Consider the following 25,197-nt stretch of genomic DNA (forward strand, 5'->3'; position numbering starts at 1 on the left):
AAAATCACCAGATATATATTATTTTTTATTAATTCCTTCCCATACGACATCCAATTGCTTGTTAAGCATATCTTTAATATCAGTTTCCTTCGGATGTAATAACGATTGAGACATGAGTGTATAAAAATAGACACTCATAATTGAGGAAGTAATGGTACTTGTATTCCAGTTGCTTTTTAGTTTCTCCGTCTGCTTTGCTTGCTCGATAATGGAATGCAAACTTTCTTGTAGTTTTTGAATACTTTTCAGTTCATTTACTGTAGGTCAAAAGATATTGGTTCAAAAAATCTACTGAAACGTGTCCCAGTATTGTTCGAGTGTTCTCATCTTCAGATAAGGAAAGTCTTAGTTGCCGTTTTGAATGTCTGACTGTTTCAGAGACTATACAGTCACAGAAAGTAAATTAACATGGGGCTGAACGATAAGAGATATATCACTAAATGGTTTTTCGTTTCTTATAACTAAAGTTTTGCTGTTTAAAGCCAGTTTTTTTTGCTTATTTATAAAATAGAACTTGTAATTAGAGCTTTGAATTGAAGAAGTATGGCCACAGACATGACTTATACAGAATTAAGTATTACAGGCATAATCAATAATTCTTATATATATATCAATTTGAAAAATAATAGATTTTATATAGTTTGGAAACTGTTTTTATTAATTTTAAGATGAGGAAATAGTTATTCTTCTTATTTATCTAGAATTAATAGTATAATTTTCATCATTAGATATTGCAAGATCACTTTCTGTTTCTGCAGGTTTTTTACTGAGTACAATGACGACTACAATAATACATATTGCTCCAATTATTTGGAAAAATAAGAAAGGGATATGCAAAATTATTACAGATGAAAGAATAGAGGCAAGAGGTTCTGTACATCCCAGTAAAGTAGTTTCCTTAGGAGAAATGTATCTTATACTATCTAAAAATAGATAGAACGAGATTAATGTTCCGAATATTACTACAAATGCGATTAACAACAATGTATAAACATCTAAATTTGGGATGTTTGCTAAAAAAACTACCTCTCTTTTTGTAGCAAACTGTAATATAGTTACTCCCAATCCCCCGATAATCATCCCCCAACCGACTAATACTGCAGAGGACCAATTTTCCAATAGCCCCTTTGAATAAAGGGTATAGAATGCTAAAGATAGCCCAGATAATACACCCCATATAATAGCTGGGATAGATACAGTTAAGTTATTAATTGATCCATTGGTTAGTAATAAAAAAGTACCAAGGATAGCTAAAGTTATGGCTAAGACCTCGCCTTTAGTAGGCAACGATTTATACTTCATAATGAGATAGATAGTAATAAAAAGAGGTGCTAAATACTGCAAAATGGTTGCTACAGCAGCATTCCCTTCATTTATAGATGCAAAGTATGTGTATTGTACACCTAACATGCCTATTGTTCCAAAAATCACCAGTTTTATTGCTTCAGTTTTGTTTTTCCAAATACCTAGAATTTCTCTTTTATTTTGACCAAATATTGAAATGGTTATAAGGGTTATTCCTGATAGCAGAAGACGAATTGTAACCAACCATTCAGTTGAAATTCCTTCTTTTTGAAAAAGTTGTTGTGCAACAGTTCCTGATAGCCCCCATAGACTAGCACCAATCACAACCATAATCATCCCTTTAATTCGATTCTTTTTATTAATGTTCAAACGAAGCACCTCACATTATTTTTAGAATATTACAGTCATTAGAATATATTATGCAATATATCACGAATGACAAAAAAGTTGAATTGAAATATTTTGAATTTTTTATATAAAGGGTACTAAGATTAACTACTAAAATAACCTCACATTATTTATGGTGATGTTATTTTAGTAGTTTTAATTAATATGTACAATGCTAGTATTTTTAGATATAAAATTTTTTGTAGCATCATAGTTGAAAAGGATTTTACAAATGTGTATTTCTGAAAAATCACACTTAGATTAAAATGTTTAATAAACTTTAAATCACATAACAGAAAGAATTCTTTGGATATCCCTCATTGGTCTTAACCAATTTATTGACATAGCGTGTTCTAGTAACATAGGATCACCACTTTCTAATGCCGTAATAATGTCTATATGCTCATTAATGGAATGTTCAGCAGGAACAAAGTTTTGGAAGAAAAGGTATTCAAGGCGTAATGCATGGAGGTGTAAATTGTCTAATAAGGGCTCTATATATTTATTATTAGCTAGCGAAACTATCATATTGTGAAATTCAAAATCTAAGCTCATTGCTTTTTCTGAATCTTTCATAGTAATTGCGTGTTTAAAGTTTTCATTTATTCGTTTAAGTCGTTTTATGTCTTTTTGTTTAATATTGTTAATTGCTTGTTTACCTACAATGACGTGCATACCGGCTATTGTTTCATAAATTACAGGTACATCTTCCAATTTCACAGGGGAAATTTTTGTTTTCTGTCCCCTAACCATTTCTACAAGACCAGAGAGTTCAAGAACTTGAAGTGCTTCTCTTACTGGAGTTCTACTAACACCTAAAGCATCGGCAAGATCATTATCATTAATTTTTTCATCAGGCTTCAAAACACCTTTAATAATCCAATCTTGCAACTGATTAAGAACAATTGTTTTTGCAGAAAATCGTTCTTGTTTAGTATAGTTTTCAGGGATTGGCATGATTTAATACTCCCTTTCATTCACTTTTCTATAGGTAATATATTATATACAGAATAACAAAGCTATAACGATAAAGTAAAGAAGATTTTTAAAATTTAAATTTATCACAAAAAACGACCGTTCGTTCTGTAATTGGCACATAGTTTTTCGAAAATTTAAAAAACTATTTCTAAAGTGATATTAATTTCAAAGTATTGTAAAAAATTGAAGTATCCGTTAGCATCTAGGCATGGAGGTGAATGGAGAAAAAAGATTTTTTTGGTAATTCATATTTTTGGGGAGTTGAAAAATAAAAGTATTAAATTTTATTACTTATTTCTTTTTTATTTTAGAATAGTATCCGCTCTATAAATGTTGCTGGAGGTATCAAAAAAAGGATGAACATTAATTATTCATTTTTATAATAAATTATAATAGTTATATTAAAATTTATTTATATATTAGTATATTTTTGTTAAAGAAGCTTACTCTTATTAATTCGAATTTGAGAAATCCCCAAAAGTGTTTAGTGTTATTACTAAAAATGCTTTCCTGTATTCAAGATGAAAGTGATGGCAGATTTTTGTGCCTTATTTAGATCGACAGGTGGGAGAAAACATTAGGTGGCTTATGAAACATAAAGGGGATTTTTTATTGCTAATTATTTTTCCTGTGTAATCCGATGAAAAAAAGATAAAAAATAAGGGTATTTATCGTATATATTTTGGAAATATTTCATTTCTTAATTTCAGTTATCTTTATGTGCTCGAATAAAAAATAAATATTTTTTAAAGTATGGAAGATGTATTTAGAACGATCGTTTAAAGTTCCAAATATAAGTATCATTCTCTTGAATGTGTATTTTATTTTTAAAAATATGTAGGTATTAATATGTGTTGAATTCAGAATATAATGTTATGCAAAATATGAAACTTATGTTATTCAAATTTTAGGGAGGAAGACGCATGTTATCTGAATTAAGAGTGGTGCCAACAGATCAAGTATTTTTACACGAAGAATATGAAATAGAAAGGTTATACAAGCTAAGTCATAAAATTAAGAGTGAACAAAAATTAAAAAACCCTCCTATTGCTTTGCAACTTGATAACAATAAATATTTAATTCTGGATGGTGCTCATCGTACTTTATCTTTACAAAAATTGAACTGTAAAAGAATGGTGGTTCAGGTGGTTACGGCAGAGTATTTATCAATTAATGCTTGGGCACATCACATTCTAAATGGAAAAAAACTAATAGAAGAATTGAAAGTTAACCAGAAGATATGCTTGAGTGATGAGCGACAAAATGATATACCAATGGCAACATTATATTATGAGGGAAAGGAGCAATATTTATATATTGTACCGGAGCATCAACTAACTTTAGAAAACAAAGTTAATGTTTGGAAGGAAGTTGTTAATTCCTATACAAACAAATATGAATTTAATAGAATTATGAGCAATCAAACAATACAAGATGCTGGATTAGTGTTTAACTATACAACTCTAGATTTATATCAAATAAAACAAATAGTAGATTCAAATTTATTACTTCCAGCGGGTGTGACGAAATTCACCCTGAATTGTGGCCGCATATTAAATTTAAATATTCCATTGAGTTTTCTAATTAGAGAGGATTTTGTGCAAGAAGATTGGGAAGAATTATTAGAAATATGGGAATCTTCAATTAGATTATATACTGATCCAGTCCTATTATGCGAAATATAGTGTTTGAGGAGATAATAGCTACTTATTAAAAAATGAACTTACTAATGAGTAATGTGCACCTTTCTTATATTACGGTTTCACAATTAAATTGCTAGTACTAGTATATTAACTCTAATTGAAAAGGAGAAAGACTATGATACATGATAGCGTTCTTTCACTAATAGGTAATACCCCAGTAGTTAAAATTAATAATTTAGTACAAAATGATGATGCTGAACTATATGTGAAATTAGAAGGTTTCAATCCTGGTGGAAGTTCAAAAGATAGAGTAGCAAAACGAGTGATAGAATATGCTGAAAAACATGGGAAATTAAAACCAGGGGGAACAATTGTAGAATCATCTTCTGGAAATCTTGCTATAGGTCTTTCAATTGTAGCGCAAATGAAGGGATACAAGATGATCTGTGTAGTAGATCCTAAAATAAGTAAGGTAAATTTAAACATTATTAAAGCATTTGGTGCACAGATTCATATGGTAGATGAGGCTGATGAATATGGAAATTATTTAAAAACAAGGTTAGCTACAGCACAAAACTTAGCAAAATCTATTAAAGGTGCCTACTGGCCGAATCAGTATAATAATCCTGAAAATCCTGAGGCTTACATCCGGTCTTTAGTTCGTGAAATTTATGAGGATTTTGGTGATGCCCTAGATTGGATTGTATGCCCAGTCGGAACAGCAGGTCTGATAACGGGGGTCGCAAAAGAAATGAAAATATTAAATCCAGCTGTGAAAATTATGGCTGTTGATGCTGTAGGTTCCGTTATATTTGGAGGAGCACCAGGGACACGCAGACTACTTGGAATCGGAAATGCAATTGTTCCAGGAAATTTAAATACTAGTTTATATGATGATTTGAGTTATGTAAATGATGCAGATGGATTTTTTATAACGAGACAGCTTGCTTTAAAAGAAGGGCTCTTAGTAGGAGGCTCTTCTGGGGCAACAGTTTGTGCAGCTTTAAGATTATTAGAAAAATTACCAAAAGACAAAAAAGTATTAGCTGTATTACCAGATAGAGGCGATCGATATTACAGTACAATTTTTTCAGACGATTGGCTGAATCAGAATGAAATTCAGTTGCCTGAGGGTAATAATGAATCTGTTTTAATTTAATTAAAAATTAACTTTCAATTAAAAGGAGTGCTATTTATGTTATTAGAAACTAAACCAGAATTAATTTACCTTAGCAAACAGGATATTATTAACCTAGGTGGTTATGAATCAGAAATCTATGTGAAAGCTATAAAACAAGCTTTGACTATACATTCTAAAAAGAATTTTAGTCAACCTTTAAAACCATATTTAAAGACAAATAAAGAAGGAGAGCATATTGCTGATAGAATTATTGCTATGCCAGCATACTTGGGTGAACCTAATATTTCTGGGATTAAATGGATAGGTAGTAAGTTTGATAATCCTATAAAAAAGAATATGGAAAGAGCAAGTGCATTAATTATTTTAAACGATCCTGAAACTAATTTTCCAATTGCTATTTTAGAAGGTAGTGTTATTAGTTCAATGAGAACTGCGGCGGTGACAGTAGTAGCAACTGAATATCTAGCTAAGAATGGATTTGAAAGAGTTTCTATCATGGGTTGTGGATTGATTTCTAGAATGCATATAAATTCTTTATTAGAACAGTTTAATAGTATCAAACAAATTAATTTGTTCGATTTAGATAATGAAAAAGCACAAGTATTGGCTCAGGATATGAAGAAACGTTTTAATAATGTAGAGTTTCAAATTCATAGTTCAGCTCAAAGAGCAGTGGAAGTAGCTGAAGTACTTGTAACATGCACGGTAGCAGATAAACCTTATATTAAGTCAGAATGGATTCAAAAGGGAACTTTTGTAAGTAACATCTCAATTATGGATATAGAAAAAGATGCATTTTTAAAAGCAGATAAAGTGATTGTTGATGATTGGGATCAAGCAAACAGAGAAAAGAAAATAATAAATCAACTCGTATTAGAAGGGAAATTTTCAAAAGATATGCTACATGCAGAACTGGGAGATATTATTACTGGTAAGTGTGCAGGAAGAACAACAGATGAAGAAATTATAATATTAAATCCTATGGGAATGGCAATAGAGGATATTTCATGTGCACATGAAATATATGAGAAAGCCCGAGAGAATGGAGCTGGAACGGTATTAAGTTTATATTAATGAATAATTGATTTAAACAAAGAAACTGTATAATTTACAGTTTCTTTGTTTAAAAAAGGACATTCTTATTAAAATATTTAAAAATATCCTTTTTTATTTAATGAAATAGTAGAAAAGATTTTAATAATTGATGTGCATACTCTAATGTATTTAACTGGTATTTACACTTATCATTAACTATACTTCTTGAAGGGAAATGGATAAATTATAAAAAGTTATTTGTGAAGTTAAAAGAGAAGGAATACAGATATGATAGAGAATGTCCAATTGATTCCCTTTAATCAAGTGATTTTTTATAAACAATATGATAAAGAAAGAGTAACTATGATTGAAAATAGTATTGCAGATGAGAAAATTCTTATAGATTTACCAGCTGCACTGAAAACCAGTTCAAATCAATGGATGGTACACATCGTACTTTAGCTTTAAGGAATGAATATTCCAACTCAAATAGTGGATGAAAATAGCCTGCAGGTTAGTTCTTGGATCCATCAAATTTCTAAGAGTGGGGATTTACTAAAGAGAATTTTCGATAATTCTCATATTTACTGTTCAGAAAAAATCTTAGACGGAAACAGGTATGTAACTAATATGTGTATGGATGATAAAATGTATTATTTATATAGCAGTAATACGTGTAATAACCCAATAGAATATGTTACTAATATGTTAAATTCGATCATAACAATGTATACAAATAATTCTAGCTTTAAAAGGTTAAAAAAGAAGAATATAACCCAACTTTTTCTAGTATTACATTTGAGTTTCCGATATTTTCAATACAAGAAATATTAAAGATTATTAGTAATAAAGATTTATTTCTACAAAATGTAGTAAGATTTGTTATTGCATTTGGAAAGTTAAGGGATTGGAAAGAGCTTCTAAAAATAAACTAAAAATCTTATTCTAGCAAGAGTATAGGATAAGATTGGAGGATACGGATTTTTAAAGTAATCTAACGTATATGTGATCATTTCAAATGATTAATGGTTAAAATTCACTTAAGTTAAGACAGCTTATTCTGTTAAAAAAGCTGTTTTTTTTATGGTATGCGAGGATTATATCTCGGTAATAACGTGATTTATTTAAGGAGGAGCTAAATTGAGTGATACTACATATGCAACATGGGCAGAAATACATTTAGATTCACTGGCGCATAATTATCAATGGTTTCGTAAAAATATTTCGCCTAACACAAAAATTTTTGCGGTGGTAAAAGCAAATGCATATGGACATGGTCTAGTTCCTATTGCAAATTGCTTAATGAAAGAGGGAGTTGATGGTTTTACTGTTGTTTTCCCATATGAAGGAATTGAATTAAGAAGAAAGGGAATTGATTTACCTATTATTATTTTGTCACCTTTTTTTTCGGAGCAAGCTAAAGAAATTGTAAGGTGGAATTTAACACCTAGTATAACACATAAAAAACAATTGCTTGATTTAGCTAAGTGGACAAAACTATTTAACGTAAATATTAAAGTCCATATAAAAGTAGATACAGGTCTTGCACGTAGTGGATCTCGTAATCGAAATGAACTTTTAGAATTGTTAAAAATGGCGAATGAATTACCGGGTATAGAGATAGAGGGAGTATTCACTCATTTTGCATCAGCAGATCATCCCAATGCTTTATATTTAAAAGAAGAAAATGAGCGGTTTCTAAAAATGATACACAATATTACAGATCATTACGATATCCCATTAGTTCATGCTGCAGCTACAGCAGCGACAATCAGATCTATAGATACGCATTTTGATATGGTTAGGATAGGGCTAGGGTTGTATGGATATGACCCATTGCCGGATTATTTAGAACGAAATTGCCCACTTAGGCCAGTAATGACCCTGAATACCAGGATTGCATATCTAAAATGGATTGAGGAGGGTGAAAGTATTGGATACAATCGGAAATATACAGCAGATAAACCTATGCATATTGCAACTGTTCCAATTGGATATGCAGATGGAATGAATCGAAGAATAGCTAATCGTTATTCTTTTCATGTAGATGACCAGTGTTGTAAAATACGTGGGAATTTATGTATGGATCAAATTATGATTGATGTTACCAAAGTCGAAAATGTTGGTATAGGACAAAAAGTTACCGTTATGGGAAGGGATCAACTTACAGCTAGATCATTGGCAGAATGTTTAGGTACAGCAATTGATGAGGTTTTATGTTCAATATCTACAAGAGTTCCTCGTTTATACCTAAAACAAGAGGAATTCTTATTAACACTATAAAAAAGGAAAAACATCGTTTTTTATGCTTGTCTAATTTTAAGATGTCATTTTGAAAGAGTAAAATAAATAAGGTTTCTTATGTGATAGTGAGAGAATAGGAACTGTAAAAGGAAAGTGTTTTAATAGAGTTAAAATGGTGAAGATGATGAATTTGAAATATTGGAGAAATAATAAAGTGAAAATTCCATCAATGAGTCTTCATCCCCACTGATGGAAAGCCCTCACCAACCAGGCTTTTACTGCATGCGAATAGCTGGATAAAAAACATAATAGTGTAAGGTTTAAAAAGGAGTTTTTAAAAAGCAGAAAAAAGATTGAGAAGTTAAAGAATATAATTTAAGTAAATTCTATATTAAGCATATCAGCAATGAATAGTAATTTACATCTTTTAAGGGGGACATAGAATACAATTGAGATTTATAAAAGCAAGCGTCTCAGTAGGAGTATAGCGATAGAACATGTTACAATACAGCTAAGAACAAGCAATAAAGGAGAGTTTATTTACGTGAAGATTAAAGCAATTGAACCGACGCCAAGTCCGAATACGATGAAAGTCATCTTAAATGAAGTGTTACCATCAGGAGCACGTAATAATTACACAAATGAGAATGTAGAACAAGCACCAGAGCAAGTACAGCAAATTTTAAAAATTGAAGGTATTAAAGGTGTATACCATGTTGCTGACTTTTTAGCAGTAGAGAGAAATGCGAAGTATGACTGGAAAGTACTTTTACAACAAGTTCGTGCTATGTTTGGAGAAGAAGTAACTGAAGAAGATGAGAGGGAGCAACTTTCGCATTTTGGCGAAGTGAAAGTATTCATTCAAATGTTCTTTACAATTCCGATGCAAGTGAAATTAACAGATGGAACAACGGAAGAACGAGTGGGTTTACCAGATCGTTTTAAAGAAGCGATTATGAAAGTACAAATGTCTGCACCTAATGTTGTCAAAGAGCGTAAATGGGTGGAACAAAGTACACGTTATGGCAATTTTGAAGAAATCGGAAAGGAAGTTGTGGAAGAAATTATAGCTGCTTATCCAGAGGGGCGCGTTGAAAAACATGTAAAAGAATTATTAGATCAAGCAGGTGCTAAAGAAGTAACGATTGCGAAGCGTGAACCATATAAAGTAACAGAGGAAATGATGGCGGATCTTGATTGGAAAAGTCGTTATGCAGCGCTTGAACAAATGGATCCTACAGAAGAAGATATTCCTGTATTGAAGAAAGCACTAGAAGATGAGAAAGTATCTATCCGCCGCCTAGCAACAGCGTACTTAGGTATGGTAAAAGGTGATGAAGTCTTGCCATTATTGTATAAGGCTTTACTAGATCGCTCTGTAAGTGTACGCCGTACTGCGGGCGATTGCTTATCAGATGTAGGAGATCCAGCAGCGATGTTTGTTATGATTAAAGCACTTAAAGATCCAAGTAAATTGGTGCGCTGGCGCGCGGCAATGTTCTTATTTGAACTTGGTGATGAAAGTGCAATTCCAGCGCTACGTATAGCGCAAGATGATCCAGAGTTCGAAGTAGCAATGCAAGCTCGTTTAGCATTAGAACGTATTGAAGGCGGAGAAGAAGCGAAAGGATCAGTTTGGAAACAAATGACGGAGTCTCGCAAAGGAGAATAATCATATGCTCGTTTTCTACGATAGTTGGTGTCCGATGTGCAGGGCAGTGGCAGAGCGTACGAAGAAGCTTGATAAAAAAGGCGCAGTGAAGTTTGTTTCTTTTCGTGATAAAGATGTAGTGGAACAGTATCAGCTTTCTTTAGCATTACAAAGTAAGATGGAACAAAGACTTTACATTTTAAAAAATAATAAATGGTATGACGGCATTGGTAGTGTATATGTATTAGCCAAGGCTGTGCCATCATACTGGTTTGCAGTACCATTTATTAAGTTATCTATTTTACTTGGATTTGGAAATAAAGTGTATGATTATATTGCCAATAATAGAAAGCTTGTTCCAATTGGCCATTGCCGCGTGGGGGTTTGTGAAATTCCCTCAAAAAAATGAAAGCATTACTATCTTTCTTTTGCACCTAGTATAAGAGCGTGATATGATGAATTTGGAATGAAAGTTGAAGGAGAGATTACAAGATGTCAAATGCATACGAAGAATACATGCGTCAAATGGTAATTCCGATGCGCCAAGAGTTAGTGCGTGCGGGATTCGAAGAATTAACTACTGAAGAAACTGTAAAAGAATATATGGAAAATGCGACAGGTACAACATTAGTTGTCGTAAACTCTGTTTGTGGATGTGCAGCTGGTTTAGCTCGTCCATCAGCTGGGCAAGCGGTTGTACGTTCTGAAAAACAACCAGACCATCTTGTAACTGTATTTGCAGGGCAAGATAAAGACGCAACAGCTACAATGCGTGAATACTTCGGAGATATTCCACCGTCTTCACCATCTATGGCGTTATTAAAAGGAAAAGAAGTTGTTCACTTCATTCATCGTCATGAAATTGAAGGAGCAACAATGGAAGAAATCATTAATAATTTAGAACAGGCTTTTGAAAAGCATTGCTAAAAAGGGGGAGAATGATTCTCCCTTTTTTCTTTATATATGAGGTGAAAAGATGATTGTAACAACAGCAGGACGAACGAATAAGGAAATGACAACTTATGCAAAAGAGGTAGCGGAAGAATTACAAAGCTCTTTTGTCATGCGGAATGATATATCTGTATCCAAGCTACATGAGCAGTTTAAGCAAGATATACTCGTTGTAGGCAAAAATCGATTAGCGATTTATCCAAAAGGTACAGAAGAATCGTTCTTTTTCCATCCTAACTCTGCAATGTTTCGTGTGAAAAGATTAATGCGTGGAGAACATGATCCATTTGTACAGGCTGCAAAATTAGAAAAAGGAATGACGGTGTTAGATTGTACGCTCGGTATGGCATCAGATAGTATTGTTGCAAGCTATGTTGTAGGAGAAGAAGGGGCTATTACGGGACTTGAGGGGAATCGTTACATGGCTTATATAATGAATAAAGGTTTAAAGCAGTGGTGTGCAGGTATTTCAGAAATCGATAAAGCAATGCGTAGAATTAGAGTGAAGAGAAATGAGCATTTTGATTTCTTAAAGCGCTGCGAAGACAACAGTTATGATGTTGTATATCTGGATCCAATGTTTGAAGAAACTGTAATTGAATCAGATGGGATTCGTGGCTTAAAACACTTTGCTTTGTATAACGATGTCACAGATGAAACCATTGCAGAGGCAAAGCGTGTTGCTAGGAAACGTGTTGTCTTAAAAGATCATTTCCGTAGTACACGATTTGAGAGACATAACTTTTTAGTATATAAGCGGAAAAGTGCGAAATTTCATTTTGGTGTAATTGAACCTTGCTAATTGTTTGAAAAGATGTATAATAAGCAATAATCAATTATATATGATGTCGTAGATGAAGAGAGTAGTCTGGTTCAGAAGTAAAGCGAGCTAGGGATGGTGAGAGCCTAGTACGGAGAAATGGATGAAGCGCACTTCGGAGACGCTGCTTGAAATGAATAGTAGAGTAAGCCGGGGCCCCCTGTCCTCGTTATAAACGGGAAAGTGGTTCGTAGTGAACAACAAGGGTGGTACCACGGGTGATAACTCGTCTCTTTTTTAGAGACGAGTTTTTTGTGTTTAAAAAATAAGGAGGGAGCAACATGGAATATAAAATTAAATTTGCAAAAAGTTTATTTGAAGTAATTGAATCAGAATTATCATTGGAACAGATTACAGATCTAATTGAAACGCCGAAGCAAGATGAATTCGGAGACGCAGCATTCCCTTGCTTCATGCTCGCTAAACAATATAAAAAAGCACCAGCAATTATCGCGAAAGAAATCGCTGAGAACTTAAATGATTCATTTTTTACAAAAGTGGAGGCAGTTGGACCATATGTGAACGTGTTTTTCAACCGTCATATAGTAAGTGGTGATGTATTAAAAACGATTTTAGTTGAAAAAGAAGAATATGGACAGGGGTATTTTGGGCGAGAAAAAACAGTAGTAATCGATTACTCTTCACCAAATATCGCGAAACCGTTCTCCATGGGACATTTACGTTCAACGATGATCGGGAATTCTTTAAAACATATCGCTGAAAAGTGTGGATATGAGGTTGTAGGAATTAATTATATTGGCGATTGGGGAACACAGTTCGGGAAATTAATTACCGCATATAAAAAATGGGGAAATGAAGAACTTGTAAAAGAAGATCCAATTCGTGAATTATTCAAATTATATGTTCAATTCCACGAAGAAGTCAAAGAGAAGCCAGAGCTAGAAGAAGAAGGGCGTGCATGGTTTAAGAAATTAGAAGATGGTGATGAAGAAGCAGTCTTTTTATGGAACTGGTTCCGTCATGAATCTTTAAAAGAGTTCTCCCGTATTTATGAATTGCTTGGTGTTGAATTTACGAACTTCCAAGGAGAAGCTTTTTATAATGATAAAATGGATGATTTTGTTGAGATTTTAGAAGAAAAAGGGCTATTAGAAGAATCCGATGGTGCGCAAGTTGTCAATTTAGAAAAAGAAAATATGCCACCATGTTTAATTAAAAAATCAGATGGAGCGACACTTTATGCAACGCGCGATTTAACAGCAGCACTATATCGTCAAAACACATATGCATTTGATAAAGCACTGTATGTAGTAGGAGCAGAACAAAGTTTGCACTTTACACAATTTTTCACGGTATTAAAGAAATTAGATTATAACTGGGTAGATGGGATGGCTCATGTACCATTTGGACTCATTTTAAAAGATGGTAAAAAGATGTCCACACGTAAGGGGAAAGTAGTATTACTAGAGGAAGTATTAGAAGAAGCGATTACGCTTGCAGAGCAAAATATTGAAGAGAAAAATCCAAACCTAAAGCAAAAAGAGGAGGTTGCTAAGCAAGTTGGTGTCGGAGCAGTCATTTTCCATGATTTAAAAAATGAACGTATGCACAATATTGAGTTCTCCTTAGAAAAAATGCTGAAATTCGAAGGAGAAACAGGACCGTATGTTCAATATACACATGCACGTGCTTGCTCTATTTTAAGAAAAGAAAATGCTGAATTTGAAATAGAGTCATTTGAGTTAAGCGATGATTATAGTTGGAGTACGATAAAATTATTAAATAGATTTCCTGAGGTCATTGAAACAGCTTTTTCTAAAAATGAACCTTCGCATATTGCGAAATATTTGTTAGATGTAGCGCAGGCATTTAATAAATACTATGGAAATGTTCGAATTTTAGAAGATAATGAAGAGAAAGAAAGTAGACTTGCACTTGCTTATACTGTAACGATTGTATTAAAAGAAGGATTACGTTTACTTGGCATGGGCGCTCCAGAAGAGATGTAGGTAAAGCAATTTTATGATTCAAAATATCTCCGCACATTAATACAATATAAGTATTGAATTTTTATTAGGGAAATACTGTGGAGCTGCCTGTAAGCACAGGCAGCTTTTTTATATATAAGTAAGCGTTAAATATTTCCCATCTACTATTTGTAAATAACTCATGAGAGAATCTCCTTACATACTACATGTGGAGGTTTTTTTATAAAAAAACCGGATGCCCTCAAATACACCGCGAAGTACTAGAGAAAGTGCCATCATGTATAGTGTGGTTGAAACTGCAAAAGAGAACAATTTAAGTCTTTATCATCATCTTCGTTATTTGTTTGAAACGCAAACCATATCAATTTAAACAATAAAGGGGAGATTGATATAGTCTTGCCGTGGTCAATGGATTTACAGTCTAGTTGCAGAGTGCCGAAAAAAAGCGAAGGAAACAAAAAATAACTCCAAAATCAACTTGTATTGTATATTTTAGAGTTACTTTAGTTTAGAACATGTTAAAATAACCATGTATGCAAACTATAAAAAGAGAATAAGGGAGTCATGAGTTTGAAGAAGGCAGTGAAAGGTTTATTATGGGGTACAGGCTCGATATTTGGTGCTGTCGCGGCATTTATTACGTATGTGGTAATTACGGATGTGAAGCATAAGGATGTTGAGAAGTTGAAGGTGGCAAATAATAACGAGCGCGTTCTTAAAGTCGGGGAAGAGTTTAAGGCGACAACGTTTAATATTGGCTACGGCGGTTTAGATAAGGATCAAGATTTCTTCTTAGACGGAGGAACGGGTTCGCGCTCTAGTAGTAAAGAGCAAACAAAAAAGAATGTCAGCAATATGCTGTCTTTCTTACAAAATGAAGATTCTGATTTTATTTTAGTGCAAGAGATGGATGAGAAGTCACTTCGTTCATTTGATGTGAATCAGTATAAGGCGTTTCAAGATGGATTGAAAGATCATGCGTCTACGTTTGGTTATAACTTTAATGCGCAGTGGGTGCCGGTGCCAATTAAGAAGCCGCACGGATATACGAACAGTGGCCTTGGTTCGTTCTCAAAATATAAAGTAGAAGAAGTGACGAGATATCAGCTTCCTGGAAGAGAAATGTGGCTTCGTCAATTATTCGAATTAGATCGAGCGATTGTTGAGCATAAGGTTCCAGTTGATAACGGGAAATATTTACGAATGGTGAACGTTCATTTATCTGCATATGATAAGGGCGGAAACATTCGAAAGCAACAAGTTGAGTTTTTGAAAGAGTATATGAATAAGCATTACAAAAATGGCGATTATATTGTGCTTGGCGGAGACTGGAATCAGCTATTATCTGATGTGCAGTTAAAAGATCCGAAGTTTAAAGAAGAATGGCCAGAGTGGTTAGTACAGCTGCCAGAAGATTTCACTGATGGTGGGTTCCAGTGGGCTGTTGATGATACTGTTTGGACAGTTCGTGATAATGCGAAGAGCTATGTCGAAGATGAGAACTTCGTTACGATTATCGATGGATTTTTAGTGTCTCCCAATGTGGAGATTGTGAGCGTACAAGGGCATGATTTGAAGTTTGAAAACAGTGATCATAACCCGGTAAGCGCAGTGTTGAAGTTAAAATAGTAGGGGAATGGCTCTATTGAAACGTTTGATACTTCAAGCAGTTAGAGGGAATTTTAAGAAAGTAAAAGTGAAATGCTATCCTTTAAAAAAGGTAGCATTTTTTTGTGTTTTTTGACTTTTAAAGTTTCGTTCCATCTTTTCTTGATTAGGTATGAATTTAAAATAGAGTCAGGATATTTCGGGGGGGGATTTCATATGTTTTACCTGACTGTAATCGGTCAATGAATGGCTCCATATCAAATGGGATGTGCTCAGAGTGCTTTTTTATTGTTCTACTTTGAAAATATTCAGGTTCTTTATTCTACTGATATATACGCATATCAAGCTTTAATCTTGAAATAAAATAAGCATTATTCTCTTCTATAGTATGAAAGTCTTTTAAGTTAAAATATCTTAAATCACGTATACATACATCGTTCGGTTGAAGGGACGTTAAACAATTTGTGTGATTTATAAAAATGAAGGTGGAATGTATATATTTTGTAAATGTAGAATATGAAAGGAATTACTTATGGTTGCTGAAGAAGTATGGACCAGAACAAGACAAAAATCCTAAATAAAAAGCAGTTGACCTGAACTGCACCCCAATTGTTAGACACATAATCTAACAATTGGAGGTGCAGTTTTTCTATGGCTAAATTTACGGTTGATGAAAAAATACACATCGTTCTACGTTATTTGAACGGAAATGAAAGTTATCGAGAAATTGGTAAAGCGATCGGCATAAGAGACACAGTAATTTTGAATTGGGTAAACCAATATAAGCAGAATGGTGTGGAAGCTTTCCTAAAACGGTATACAAATTACACACAACAATTTAAACTAGACGTACTAAATTTTATGATTGAAAACGGTACGTCCTTAATTGAAACGGCAGCTATCTTTAACATTCCTGCCCCTTCAACGATTATTGTTTGGAAAAAACAACTCGAAACACAAGGAATTGGTGCCCTTCAATCAAAGAAAAAGGGGCGTCCATCCATGAAAAAAGTGTCGAATAAACAATCAAGACAAGCACCAGTTGAAGGATCAGTCGAAGCACTTGAAGCACGTATTAAACAGCTTGAAATGGAAAATGAGTACTTAAAAAAGTTGAATGCCTTAGTTCAAAACAAGGAAAAGTCACTAAACAGGACAAAGCGCAAGTAGTCTATGAATTAAGGCATAAATATTCGGTGAAGGCACTCGTGGAGCTAGCTGATATTCCACGAAGCACGTATTATGATTTAGTGAAGAAAATGAATCGTCCGGATCTAGATACCGATTTGAAAGCTGAGATTAAAGCGATTTATGAGGAAAATGAAGGGCTTTATGGCTACCGTCGCATTCGTGATGAGTTAACGAATCGTGGTCAGAAAGTGAATCACAAGAAGGTTCAGCGCATTATGAAAGAGCTTGGATTAAAGTGTGTTGTGCGTATGAAAAAATATAAGTCTTATAAGGGGAAATCCGGTAAAATTGCACCAAATATTTTAGAGCGCAATTTTAATGCAAATGCCCCGAATCAAAAATGGGTAACAGACATCACAGAGTTTAAATTGTTTGGAGAGAAACTTTATTTATCACCTGTATTAGACTTGTATAACAGTGAAATTATTACATATACAATTGGCTCTAGACCGACGTATTCACTTGTTTCAGAAATGTTAGAGAAAGCATTAGAACGTTTACCTGAAAATCACCAGCTACTGATGCATTCAGATCAAGGGTGGCATTATCAAATGAAACAATATGTCCGTACACTTGAATCAAGAGGTATTGTGCAGAGTATGTCTCGAAAAGGAAACTGTTACGACAACGCAGTAATGGAGAATTTCTTTGGGATCATGAAGTCGGAATTCCTCTACATAAAAGAGTTTGAAAGTGTAGAGCATTTTAAAATAGAATTAGAAAAATATATAGATTACTATAATACGAAACGGATAAAGGCAAAATTAAAAATGAGCCCGGTGCAATACCGGACTCACTTTTATCAAGCTGCCTAATGAAATAACCGTGTCTAACTTTTAGGGGTCACTTCAACCATATATATGAGGCAACTGCTTTTTATTTAGGGGTACCGTCAGTCCTCTTTATAAATTCTATATCTACCAGACAGGTCTTACTCCCGATGAAAATTTACCTTCTCTAGCTTTATAAACTAATTTTGTTAAATCTTCTCTGATCATTTTCATTCGTTCAGCACCTATGTTTTCACTCCAGCGCTGTTCTATCTCAGCTATTATTTCCTCCTTTGCTTTCACTACTAACCAACCTCGTTTAGTCAAAACAATAATTTTTCCTCTTTTATTAGTGCGATGATTTTGGCGCATTACATAACCACTATTCTCAAGATAATCCACCATTTTACTCACAGCTTGCTTTGTAATTCCTAAATATTCGGCTAGTTCTATACCAGTTGCTCCATCAAGGCTGATACATTTAAGAATAAAACCATGTGCAGGTTTAATATCGCCAAATCCTAATTCACTCAATCTGTCATGTAGTTCATTAATCGATGCACTAAAAGATAATGACAAAAGAGATGTAAGATCTAATTCACTAAAAACTTGATGATCCATACATAAAGCCTCCTCAAAAGAAGTCAATAAAATTTACTTTACTAATATTGTACTACACCAATAATAGTCAATCAAATCAACTTAAATTTAATCTTGTTTTACTGAAAAAATATAGTCAATTTAGTTGACTATATTTTATCTTATTGTACATGTGAATCTCGGTCAATTTAGTTGACTTGAGTTTTATCCTATTGTAACATGTGAATCGTAGTCAATTTAATTGACTTGATTATTTATGTCATGAAAGGAGATTCGCTAAAAAAATCAAAATTGTTACGGTTCAAAGCTTATGTTGGAAAGGATGAATGATGGAAGTGAATAAAGTGGATTACGATGTACATAATCCTGTAAAAGTAAACAGGTTATGGATAATTCTTGTATTAGGGACACTTACGGCAATTGGACCATTGGCCATTGATTTGTACTTGCCTTCTTTACCAAAAATAACAGAGGATTTACAAACGAGTACCTCTCTTACTCAGCTTACGTTAACAGCTTTTTTGCTTGGGCTTGCGGTGGGACAATTATTCGTTGGTTCTATTAGTGATATTTATGGGCGGCGTAAGCCTTTAATTATCGCTCTTATTATTTTTATTGGATCTTCTTTACTTTGCGCGGTAGCACCATCTATTTGGAGTTTAATTCTATTACGATTTTTACAAGGGGCTTCAGGATCAGCGGGTATTGTTATATCACGTGCTATGGTACGCGATATGTACTCAGGTCCTGAAATGACAAAGTTTTTCTCACTTCTAATGTTAGTAAACGGAGCAGCGCCAATTTTGGGTCCCATTATTGGAGGGCAATTGTTACAGATTACATCATGGCATGGTGTCTTCGTTGTCCTTGGAGCAATATGTGTCTTTATGTTAGTATGTGTTATTTTTATCTTACCTGAGACATTACCTCCAGCAGAGAGAGCGACAGGTGGTTTAATAGGAACATTATCAACATACAAGAAATTACTGAAAGATCGCTTGTTTATGGGATATGCTTTGTCCCAGGGATTAGTAATAGCAGCGATGTTTGCTTATATTTCGGGATCACCGTTTGTGCTGCAAAATATATATGGAGCATCACCTCAAGAATTTAGTTTGTTTTTTGCTCTTAATGGTATTGGGATTATCATTGCCACTCACTTTACCGGCCGTTTAGCAGGGAAGCTAAGTGAGAAAACATTATTTGTAGCCGGTATTGGGATTGCAGTTGTCGGTGGTATTTCTTTACTTCTTACGATTGTATTAGGAATCGGGTTAATTGGTGTTTTATGTTCATTATTCCTTATTGGATCAAGTGTTGGGGTTGTATCAACACCAGGTTTTTCTCTAGCAATGAGAAATCAAAAACAAGCTGCCGGAACAGCATCAGCGTTGCTAGGGTTGTTTCAGTATATTTCTGGAGCGCTTGTTGCGCCTTTAGTTGGGATTGGAGGTAGTAACACAGCACTTCCTATGGGAATTGTGATTGCCTTATGTGAAGTGGGAGCAGTTTTATGTTACATATTTATGGCGCATCGTAGTGAAAAACAAATTGCACTGCGAGAAAAACAAGATATATCGGCATAAAACTATTAAAAAAGAGCTGATTCAAACTACACTTTGAATCAGCTCTTTTTATTATATTTTTGAAATGATTCATACATATTACTCATACTAGGGGTACAATTCAAATATAAGCGAGCGGTTTTATTCCATCTTTTTTAGTATGTTGCTAGAAATGTACTCGACTATTTTTCACAGGTTCATACGTCCTATCTAGTAGTAAATTATAAGTAAGCCCAAGTAATACTAAAAAACCACCAATAATTTTACCAATAGATACATCTCCCGAGTTGAAAAAATCAATCAAAACTCCCATAAACAATTGCCCTACAAAAATCAATAACGTTAAATAGAAAGATGATATCTTAGGAGTAATATAGTTTGATAATACAATTACAATAACACCTACTAACCCACCTAAATACACTACAAATGGTATAGATTGCAATGTTGGAGTTGATACGTGAAGAGATTCATTGCTAAAGATTAAAAATAAAAATGAAAAAAACAGTCCCGTAATATAATTAACAAATGTCCCTTGGAAAATTCCAATTTTTGTTGCTAAGTTAGCATTAATAATTCTTGCAACTACAATGGAAATTCCAGCTAAAATGGCAATACAGACATATAACATGGTTCCACCCTCCATTAAAAAATAGTCATTACAACGATTCCTGAAGAAATCAGTAGTAATCCAAACATTTTTTTCTTTTCAAATTTCACAACCCTCATACCCAATAAGCCGAAATGATCGATAATAATAGATGAAACAGATTGCCCAAGTAGACTTAAAGCGATAGTAATAGAGACACCAAGTGCTGAGAAGCTAATATTACTAAACAATACAGTAAATACACCGATAGCTCCTGCGCTATAGAGGTAAAGTGGTATCCCTTTTTGCATGTGAAATTTGGACTTGCTAACAAGCAAAACAATGACAATGGCAACTAATCCAACGATATGAATCATTACACTAGACGTATAGTTACCTGTCATTTCAGATAAGACTCCATTTAAAGGAATCATAATGGCGATGAAAGCACCTATAATAATTGAGAGTAAATTGTACAATGATGTTCCCCCTTTATAAATTTACATGTAATGTATCACGATTAAATCGTGAGCTACTATGACATATGTCATAGTGAAAGAAAGAAATTTTCTTTATAATGATAATGAGTTACAAAGGTGGGGGATGTATGAAGAAAATATGTAATTCTCATAAGTTAGACGATTATGTGAAAAAGAATAAAATTGCATCATTTTTCAGCAATGACATGAAATCATATATGGAACTATTACTCTTTAAAAAGAATGAGTATATTTGTAAGGAGAATGAAGATATTCACTATCTGTATTTCTTTGTTGAAGGAAAAGCAAAGGCCTATAACACATTAAGTAATGGGAAATCTGTATTATTATGTTTTTATGATACCTTACAAATGTTAGGGGATATTGAATTAATCCACTCTCAAAAAATTACTTCTAATGTACAAGTGATAGCGGATTCATATTGTATTGGTCTACCTTTAGAAAAAGTTAGAGAACAATTGCTGAGTGATGCAACTTTTTTAAGGTGTATCTGCGGTTCTTTAGCTCATAAGTTAAATAGACTTTCAAAAAATAGCACAATTAATTTACTGTATCCTCTTGAAAATAGATTAGCGAGTTACATTCTTGCGACAGGAGAATGTACTACACATACTAAACAAAGAATTATATTTAATGGAAATTTAACGGAAACATCGGAATTATTAGGAACAAGCTATAGGCACTTACTACGAACATTGAATACTCTCTGCGATAAAAGTGTAATAAGAAAGAATAATGGATACTTTGAAGTGATAAACATAGGTCTTTTAAAACAGCTCGCGGCAGATGTTTATAAATAAACAGAGTCTAAGTGTAGACATTTATAGAGTTTCGAAAGATTAGAATTTTGGAATGGCAGGTGCCCTTATGAAACAAAAAATAGCTATTATTTCAGATATTCATGGAAATAGTTTTGCGCTAGAAGCGGTGTTAAAAGATATCTCACATCGTAATGTGGATTTGATTTTTAATTTAGGAGATAGTATATATGGTCCTTTAGATCCTGTAGGAACAATCAAGATTTTAAAGGAGCATAAGATGAATCACGTTAGAGGTAACTGTGATCGAATGTTGTGGGAGCCTGTGCAAGATTCATCATCCACTCTATATGAAGTGAAAAGGTTATTAACAAATGAGCATTTAAATTGGCTAAAGGAGCATCCTTCTCAATATATTATGGAAGATATCTTTTTCTGTCATGGAACACCAGATTCGGATGAAATATATTTACTAGAAAAAATGACAGAAGATGGAGGGGTATTGAAGACTACAGATGAAATTATGAAACACCTTCAAAACATAGAGCAACAAATAATTGTATGTGGACATACTCATATTCCTAGAGTTGTATATTTACCAGATGGGAAAATCGTTGTAAATCCAGGGAGTATAGGTCTTCCAGCGTACAAAGATGACTTGCCGATTTCTCATAAAATGGAATCAGGATCACCGCTCGCTAATTATGCAGTACTGGAAAAGGAATCAACACGGTGGATTATCGAACAAATTTCAGTACCGTATGATTGGGAGAAAGCTGCAGAGAGTGCAGAGAAGAACGGACGAGAGGATTGGGCGGTGGCATTACGAACTGGTCGCGTGGAAATATAGTGCTGGAAATCTTTATAGTCCATAGGTTCAGAAAGTAAAGTGAGTTTATAAGTATGAAAGGAATTTGGGCGGCATGGTTGAAAAGAAATGGATAACAATCATAAGATTAAAACAAACCGAAGATCAGAAGTAGTGTCAGTGTTTTCTAACATAAAGTTTGTGGATGTTGTAGCATAGACTGCTTATCTTTTAAATTTCAAAAGCGCCAACTTAGTGATAAGAAACTTTCCCTTATCACTAAGTTAGTGCTTTTTTATGTTTACTTTAAAACTCCATCTACTAAAAAGAATAGGATTGAAAAAAGTGTGATTACGACTGTGAAAATAAAAATTCTGGAAATTCATCTGAATTTCTAGCATGTTTTTGTATAGAACCAACTGCTTTAAGAAAATAGTAATCTGCGCTTTCAACTTTAGCTGGTTCTAGCTCCACAGATCTTTTTTCTAGTTTATTAAATTGAATTTTTCCTGATTTTTCTTCCTCTTCACAAGGAAAAAAACGATAAACAACTTCCTCTTCATTTTCATATTCTTTAAACAAATCTACACATAATCCCATATTTATTACTTCCTTTCTAAATAAGGAATGTTACCTTGATTTTACATGTATATCAACTTGAAAGTCTTCAAAATGCAAAAAAGAAAGATGTGTTATTAGACAAAGAAGCGCTGAAAAATATGAATGCTGTAATTACATTAAAATATAAAAATGGAGATAAACAAGATTTCTTTGTACAGTTAGAAGGAAACCTTGTAGAGAGTACCAGTGAACAGCACGGAGTGGGTTATGAAGTAAACGGTACATACGCCAAAAATATCATTAAGTTGTTTAAATAAAGGCCGAATTTTGATATCGGAGGAATCAAGAAAGTGGCACAAATATTTAGTAATCCGATGCTCTTAGTTTTGATTCTTTTTTCAGTTCTTACGATTATGTTAGGTGCAATTGTTTATTTGAAACTCAAAAAATTATGAGTTATACCAATAATCGTTTGCATACTCTTCTTATTACTTGTGTTGAAATATGCAAATGAGACTTTTCTTTCTTGGGTCTTATCATTTCCCGACAGAAAACTCCACCTCAAGGAATGGGTAGGACATGGTCCAATGAGTAGGTGGGAGATGAATGGCGGTTAGGTAAAATCCTAACATTTCTCCTTGTGGAAGAGTTAGGATGAGGTATCGGGATTCGTTCGTTCCTATAGAAGGGAATTGATGCAGGAAGAAGTATTCTTACATAGAAGGAATTGTTCCATTATAAAAGTCTTCCATATGTATACATTTTTGAAGGGTGGCAGAGGATTTTCGACAAAAAAGAAGAAATGATACGAGAGAAGTATTTTTGAGTATATTCCGATATCGTTCTCATACATATGGTGAAAAAAGCATGTAGAAAAACTAAAATAGAAAGTGAGGTGGAAAGTGGTGCTCGTCCATAAAGCGTATAAGTTCCGGATCTACCCTAATGCAGAACAAAAAATAAGTATCGCGAAAACAATGGGTTGTTCTCGTTTTGTATTCAATTATTTTTTAGCAAAATGGAATGATAGATATAAAGAAACAGGGAAAGGATTCACCTATGGAACTTGTTCTTCGCAACTACCTGCCCTCAAAAAAAGAATTTGTATGGCTCAAAGAAGTGGACAGCATGGCTCTTCAATCTTCTCTTCACAACTTCGCTGACTCGTATTCACGATTCTTCAACAAACAAAACAAAGCACCTCGGTTTAAGTCAAAAAACAATAAAGTCCAATCCTATACAACGAAGCACACAAATGGGAACATCGCGATTGTAGGGAATAAAATAAAGTTACCGAAACTGGGCCTTGTCACGTTTACCAAAAGTCGTGAGGTAGAAGGACGTATTTTGAGCGCTACTGTCAGAAGGAATCCAAGTGGAACATATTTTGTCTCGATTCTTGCTGAAGTAGAAGTGCAAGAATTGCCAAAGACAGGTTCCGCTGTTGGTGTGGATGTTGGCGTGAAAAACGTTGCGATTCTTTCAACGGGAGAAGTATTTGGCAATCCGAAATGGTTTCGGATATTAGAGAAAAAGCTCGCTCATGCTCAGCGCATTTTGTCTCGTCGTACAAAAGGTGGAGCGAACTGGCATAAACAGCGAATCAAAGTGGCTTGTATATATGAACGAATCACAAATGCAAGAACTGATTACTTACAAAAACTATCTACGATGATCATCAAAAACCACGATGTGATTGGGATAGAAGATTTGCAAGTATCCAATATGTTACAGAATCACAAGCTCGCGAAAGCGATTCAAGAAGTATCTTGGTCACAATTCAGAGCGATGCTTGTGTATAAAGCAGAGTGGTATGGAAAACAAGTTATCGTGGTATCCAAAACATTCGCCAGCTCTCAACTTTGTTCGCATTGTGGCAACAAAAACAAAGACGTGAAAGATCTAGAGTTGCGTGAATGGAAGTGTCGTTCTTGTGGTATGCATCATGATAGAGATGTCAACGCAGGACAAAATTTGAGAAAAGAGGCCTTAAGGCTTCTAACCGTAGGGACTACGGGGATTGCCTACTAATAAAGCCGAGGGATACTTTGGTGTTCGTAGGAATCCCCCACTTCAAATAGTTTGTTAGACTGTTAAGTGGGGGTAGTTCAAATATACACTGGTATCTCTATTAGTTGGACTT

The 25,197-nt window shown here is 33.9% G+C and carries 22 protein-coding genes, 4 pseudogenes and 1 other annotated feature; of the genes and pseudogenes, 18 read left to right on the forward strand and 8 right to left on the reverse strand.

Going from position 1 to position 25,197, the window contains the following annotated elements; translation table 11 throughout:
- Positions 1–18: 18 nt before the first annotated feature.
- The 3 genes and pseudogenes from QRY57_RS11910 to QRY57_RS11920 form a co-directional block, all read right to left on the reverse strand.
- Positions 19–255 (reverse strand): annotated as a pseudogene (locus QRY57_RS11910) (TetR/AcrR family transcriptional regulator); the annotation flags it as partial.
- A gap of 438 nt (positions 256–693) precedes the next feature.
- Positions 694–1,668 (reverse strand): DMT family transporter, encoded by a 975-nt coding sequence (locus QRY57_RS11915; RefSeq protein ID WP_208019380.1) that lies wholly within the window; start codon positions 1,666–1,668, stop codon positions 694–696.
- 309 nt (positions 1,669–1,977) lie between these two features.
- The gene (locus QRY57_RS11920) at positions 1,978–2,649 is read right to left on the reverse strand and encodes a GntR family transcriptional regulator (RefSeq protein WP_018767289.1); all 672 of its coding nucleotides are present in this window, start codon (positions 2,647–2,649) and stop codon (positions 1,978–1,980) included.
- A 944-nt stretch (positions 2,650–3,593) separates the two neighbouring features.
- Here QRY57_RS11920 and QRY57_RS11925 point away from each other — a divergent pair.
- From QRY57_RS11925 to QRY57_RS11975, 12 genes and pseudogenes are all read left to right on the forward strand, one after another.
- Complete coding sequence (locus QRY57_RS11925) at positions 3,594–4,355, forward strand: ParB N-terminal domain-containing protein (RefSeq protein ID WP_286017522.1); 762 nt, start codon at positions 3,594–3,596, stop codon at positions 4,353–4,355.
- 133 nt (positions 4,356–4,488) lie between these two features.
- Positions 4,489–5,472 (forward strand): 2,3-diaminopropionate biosynthesis protein SbnA, encoded by a 984-nt coding sequence (gene sbnA / locus QRY57_RS11930; protein WP_018767291.1) that lies wholly within the window; start codon positions 4,489–4,491, stop codon positions 5,470–5,472.
- Positions 5,473–5,508: 36 nt separating this feature from the next.
- The gene (gene sbnB / locus QRY57_RS11935; RefSeq protein ID WP_090688897.1) at positions 5,509–6,528 is read left to right on the forward strand and encodes a 2,3-diaminopropionate biosynthesis protein SbnB; all 1,020 of its coding nucleotides are present in this window, start codon (positions 5,509–5,511) and stop codon (positions 6,526–6,528) included.
- Between the two features lie 249 nt (positions 6,529–6,777).
- Positions 6,778–6,951 carry a ParB N-terminal domain-containing protein gene (locus QRY57_RS11940; protein ID WP_286017523.1) on the forward strand — a complete coding sequence of 58 codons (174 nt, stop codon included), beginning with the start codon at positions 6,778–6,780 and terminating at the stop codon, positions 6,949–6,951.
- 678 nt (positions 6,952–7,629) lie between these two features.
- Positions 7,630–8,772: an alanine racemase gene (alr, locus tag QRY57_RS11945; RefSeq protein ID WP_286017524.1), complete on the forward strand. Its 1,143-nt coding sequence runs from the start codon at positions 7,630–7,632 to the stop codon at positions 8,770–8,772.
- A 505-nt stretch (positions 8,773–9,277) separates the two neighbouring features.
- On the forward strand, positions 9,278–10,405 hold the full coding sequence (locus tag QRY57_RS11950; protein ID WP_286017525.1) for a conserved virulence factor C family protein: 1,128 nt from the start codon (positions 9,278–9,280) through the stop codon (positions 10,403–10,405).
- Positions 10,406–10,409: 4 nt separating this feature from the next.
- On the forward strand, positions 10,410–10,793 hold the full coding sequence (locus tag QRY57_RS11955) for a thiol-disulfide oxidoreductase DCC family protein (RefSeq protein ID WP_286017526.1): 384 nt from the start codon (positions 10,410–10,412) through the stop codon (positions 10,791–10,793).
- An 83-nt stretch (positions 10,794–10,876) separates the two neighbouring features.
- Complete coding sequence (locus QRY57_RS11960; protein WP_090688914.1) at positions 10,877–11,311, forward strand: BrxA/BrxB family bacilliredoxin; 435 nt, start codon at positions 10,877–10,879, stop codon at positions 11,309–11,311.
- A 49-nt stretch (positions 11,312–11,360) separates the two neighbouring features.
- Positions 11,361–12,137: a class I SAM-dependent methyltransferase gene (locus QRY57_RS11965; protein ID WP_286017527.1), complete on the forward strand. Its 777-nt coding sequence runs from the start codon at positions 11,361–11,363 to the stop codon at positions 12,135–12,137.
- Positions 12,138–12,177: 40 nt separating this feature from the next.
- Positions 12,178–12,392 (forward strand) — a binding site (T-box leader).
- Positions 12,393–12,436: 44 nt separating this feature from the next.
- Positions 12,437–14,125 carry an arginine--tRNA ligase gene (argS, locus tag QRY57_RS11970; RefSeq protein WP_286017528.1) on the forward strand — a complete coding sequence of 563 codons (1,689 nt, stop codon included), beginning with the start codon at positions 12,437–12,439 and terminating at the stop codon, positions 14,123–14,125.
- A 205-nt stretch (positions 14,126–14,330) separates the two neighbouring features.
- Positions 14,331–14,569 (forward strand): annotated as a pseudogene (locus QRY57_RS27140) (IS66 family transposase); the annotation flags it as partial.
- 99 nt (positions 14,570–14,668) lie between these two features.
- The gene (locus tag QRY57_RS11975) at positions 14,669–15,733 is read left to right on the forward strand and encodes an endonuclease/exonuclease/phosphatase family protein (protein ID WP_432804073.1); all 1,065 of its coding nucleotides are present in this window, start codon (positions 14,669–14,671) and stop codon (positions 15,731–15,733) included.
- A 184-nt stretch (positions 15,734–15,917) separates the two neighbouring features.
- Here the strand turns inward: QRY57_RS11975 and QRY57_RS11980 are convergent.
- A pseudogene (locus QRY57_RS11980) lies at positions 15,918–16,178 on the reverse strand (IS4 family transposase); the annotation flags it as partial.
- 185 nt (positions 16,179–16,363) lie between these two features.
- Between QRY57_RS11980 and QRY57_RS11985 the strand changes: the two are divergent.
- Positions 16,364–17,718, forward strand: a protein-coding gene (locus QRY57_RS11985) for an IS3 family transposase (RefSeq protein ID WP_286015944.1) whose coding sequence is annotated in 2 segments (ribosomal slippage) — positions 16,364–16,817 and positions 16,817–17,718 — 1,356 coding nt in all. Because the reading frame shifts where the segments join, the coding sequence is not laid out codon by codon here.
- Positions 17,719–17,820: 102 nt separating this feature from the next.
- On the opposite strand, the gene QRY57_RS11990 is transcribed toward QRY57_RS11985, so the two are convergent.
- Positions 17,821–18,294: a MarR family winged helix-turn-helix transcriptional regulator gene (locus tag QRY57_RS11990; protein ID WP_208019371.1), complete on the reverse strand. Its 474-nt coding sequence runs from the start codon at positions 18,292–18,294 to the stop codon at positions 17,821–17,823.
- Between the two features lie 305 nt (positions 18,295–18,599).
- Between QRY57_RS11990 and QRY57_RS11995 the strand changes: the two genes are divergently transcribed.
- Positions 18,600–19,859 (forward strand): multidrug effflux MFS transporter, encoded by a 1,260-nt coding sequence (locus tag QRY57_RS11995; protein ID WP_286017530.1) that lies wholly within the window; start codon positions 18,600–18,602, stop codon positions 19,857–19,859.
- Between the two features lie 145 nt (positions 19,860–20,004).
- Here QRY57_RS11995 and QRY57_RS12000 read toward each other — a convergent pair whose 3' ends face one another.
- Together QRY57_RS12000 and QRY57_RS12005 are read right to left on the reverse strand one after the other, a co-directional pair.
- Positions 20,005–20,469: a DMT family transporter gene (locus tag QRY57_RS12000; protein ID WP_286017531.1), complete on the reverse strand. Its 465-nt coding sequence runs from the start codon at positions 20,467–20,469 to the stop codon at positions 20,005–20,007.
- Between the two features lie 14 nt (positions 20,470–20,483).
- The gene (locus QRY57_RS12005; protein ID WP_286017532.1) at positions 20,484–20,906 is read right to left on the reverse strand and encodes a DMT family transporter; all 423 of its coding nucleotides are present in this window, start codon (positions 20,904–20,906) and stop codon (positions 20,484–20,486) included.
- Between the two features lie 128 nt (positions 20,907–21,034).
- Here QRY57_RS12005 and yeiL point away from each other — a divergent pair, with 128 nt between their 5' ends.
- Together yeiL and QRY57_RS12015 are read left to right on the forward strand one after the other, a co-directional pair.
- Complete coding sequence (gene yeiL, locus QRY57_RS12010) at positions 21,035–21,727, forward strand: transcriptional regulator YeiL (protein ID WP_286017533.1); 693 nt, start codon at positions 21,035–21,037, stop codon at positions 21,725–21,727.
- Between the two features lie 67 nt (positions 21,728–21,794).
- Positions 21,795–22,535, forward strand: coding sequence for a metallophosphoesterase family protein (locus tag QRY57_RS12015; RefSeq protein ID WP_286017534.1), 741 nt, complete (start codon positions 21,795–21,797; stop codon positions 22,533–22,535).
- Between the two features lie 309 nt (positions 22,536–22,844).
- On the opposite strand, the gene QRY57_RS12020 is transcribed toward QRY57_RS12015, so the two are convergent.
- Positions 22,845–23,093 carry a hypothetical protein gene (locus QRY57_RS12020; RefSeq protein ID WP_026593093.1) on the reverse strand — a complete coding sequence of 83 codons (249 nt, stop codon included), beginning with the start codon at positions 23,091–23,093 and terminating at the stop codon, positions 22,845–22,847.
- A gap of 35 nt (positions 23,094–23,128) precedes the next feature.
- Between QRY57_RS12020 and QRY57_RS12025 the strand changes: the two genes are divergently transcribed.
- Entirely contained in the window at positions 23,129–23,371 is a 243-nt protein-coding gene (locus QRY57_RS12025; protein WP_286017535.1) for a hypothetical protein, read from the forward strand.
- 588 nt (positions 23,372–23,959) lie between these two features.
- Positions 23,960–25,085, forward strand: a pseudogene (tnpB, locus tag QRY57_RS12030) (IS200/IS605 family element RNA-guided endonuclease TnpB).
- The last annotated feature ends 112 nt before the right edge of the window (positions 25,086–25,197 follow it).

Source organism: Bacillus arachidis (assembly GCF_030285945.1).
GTDB classification, from domain to species: domain Bacteria; phylum Bacillota; class Bacilli; order Bacillales; family Bacillaceae_G; genus Bacillus_A; species Bacillus_A arachidis.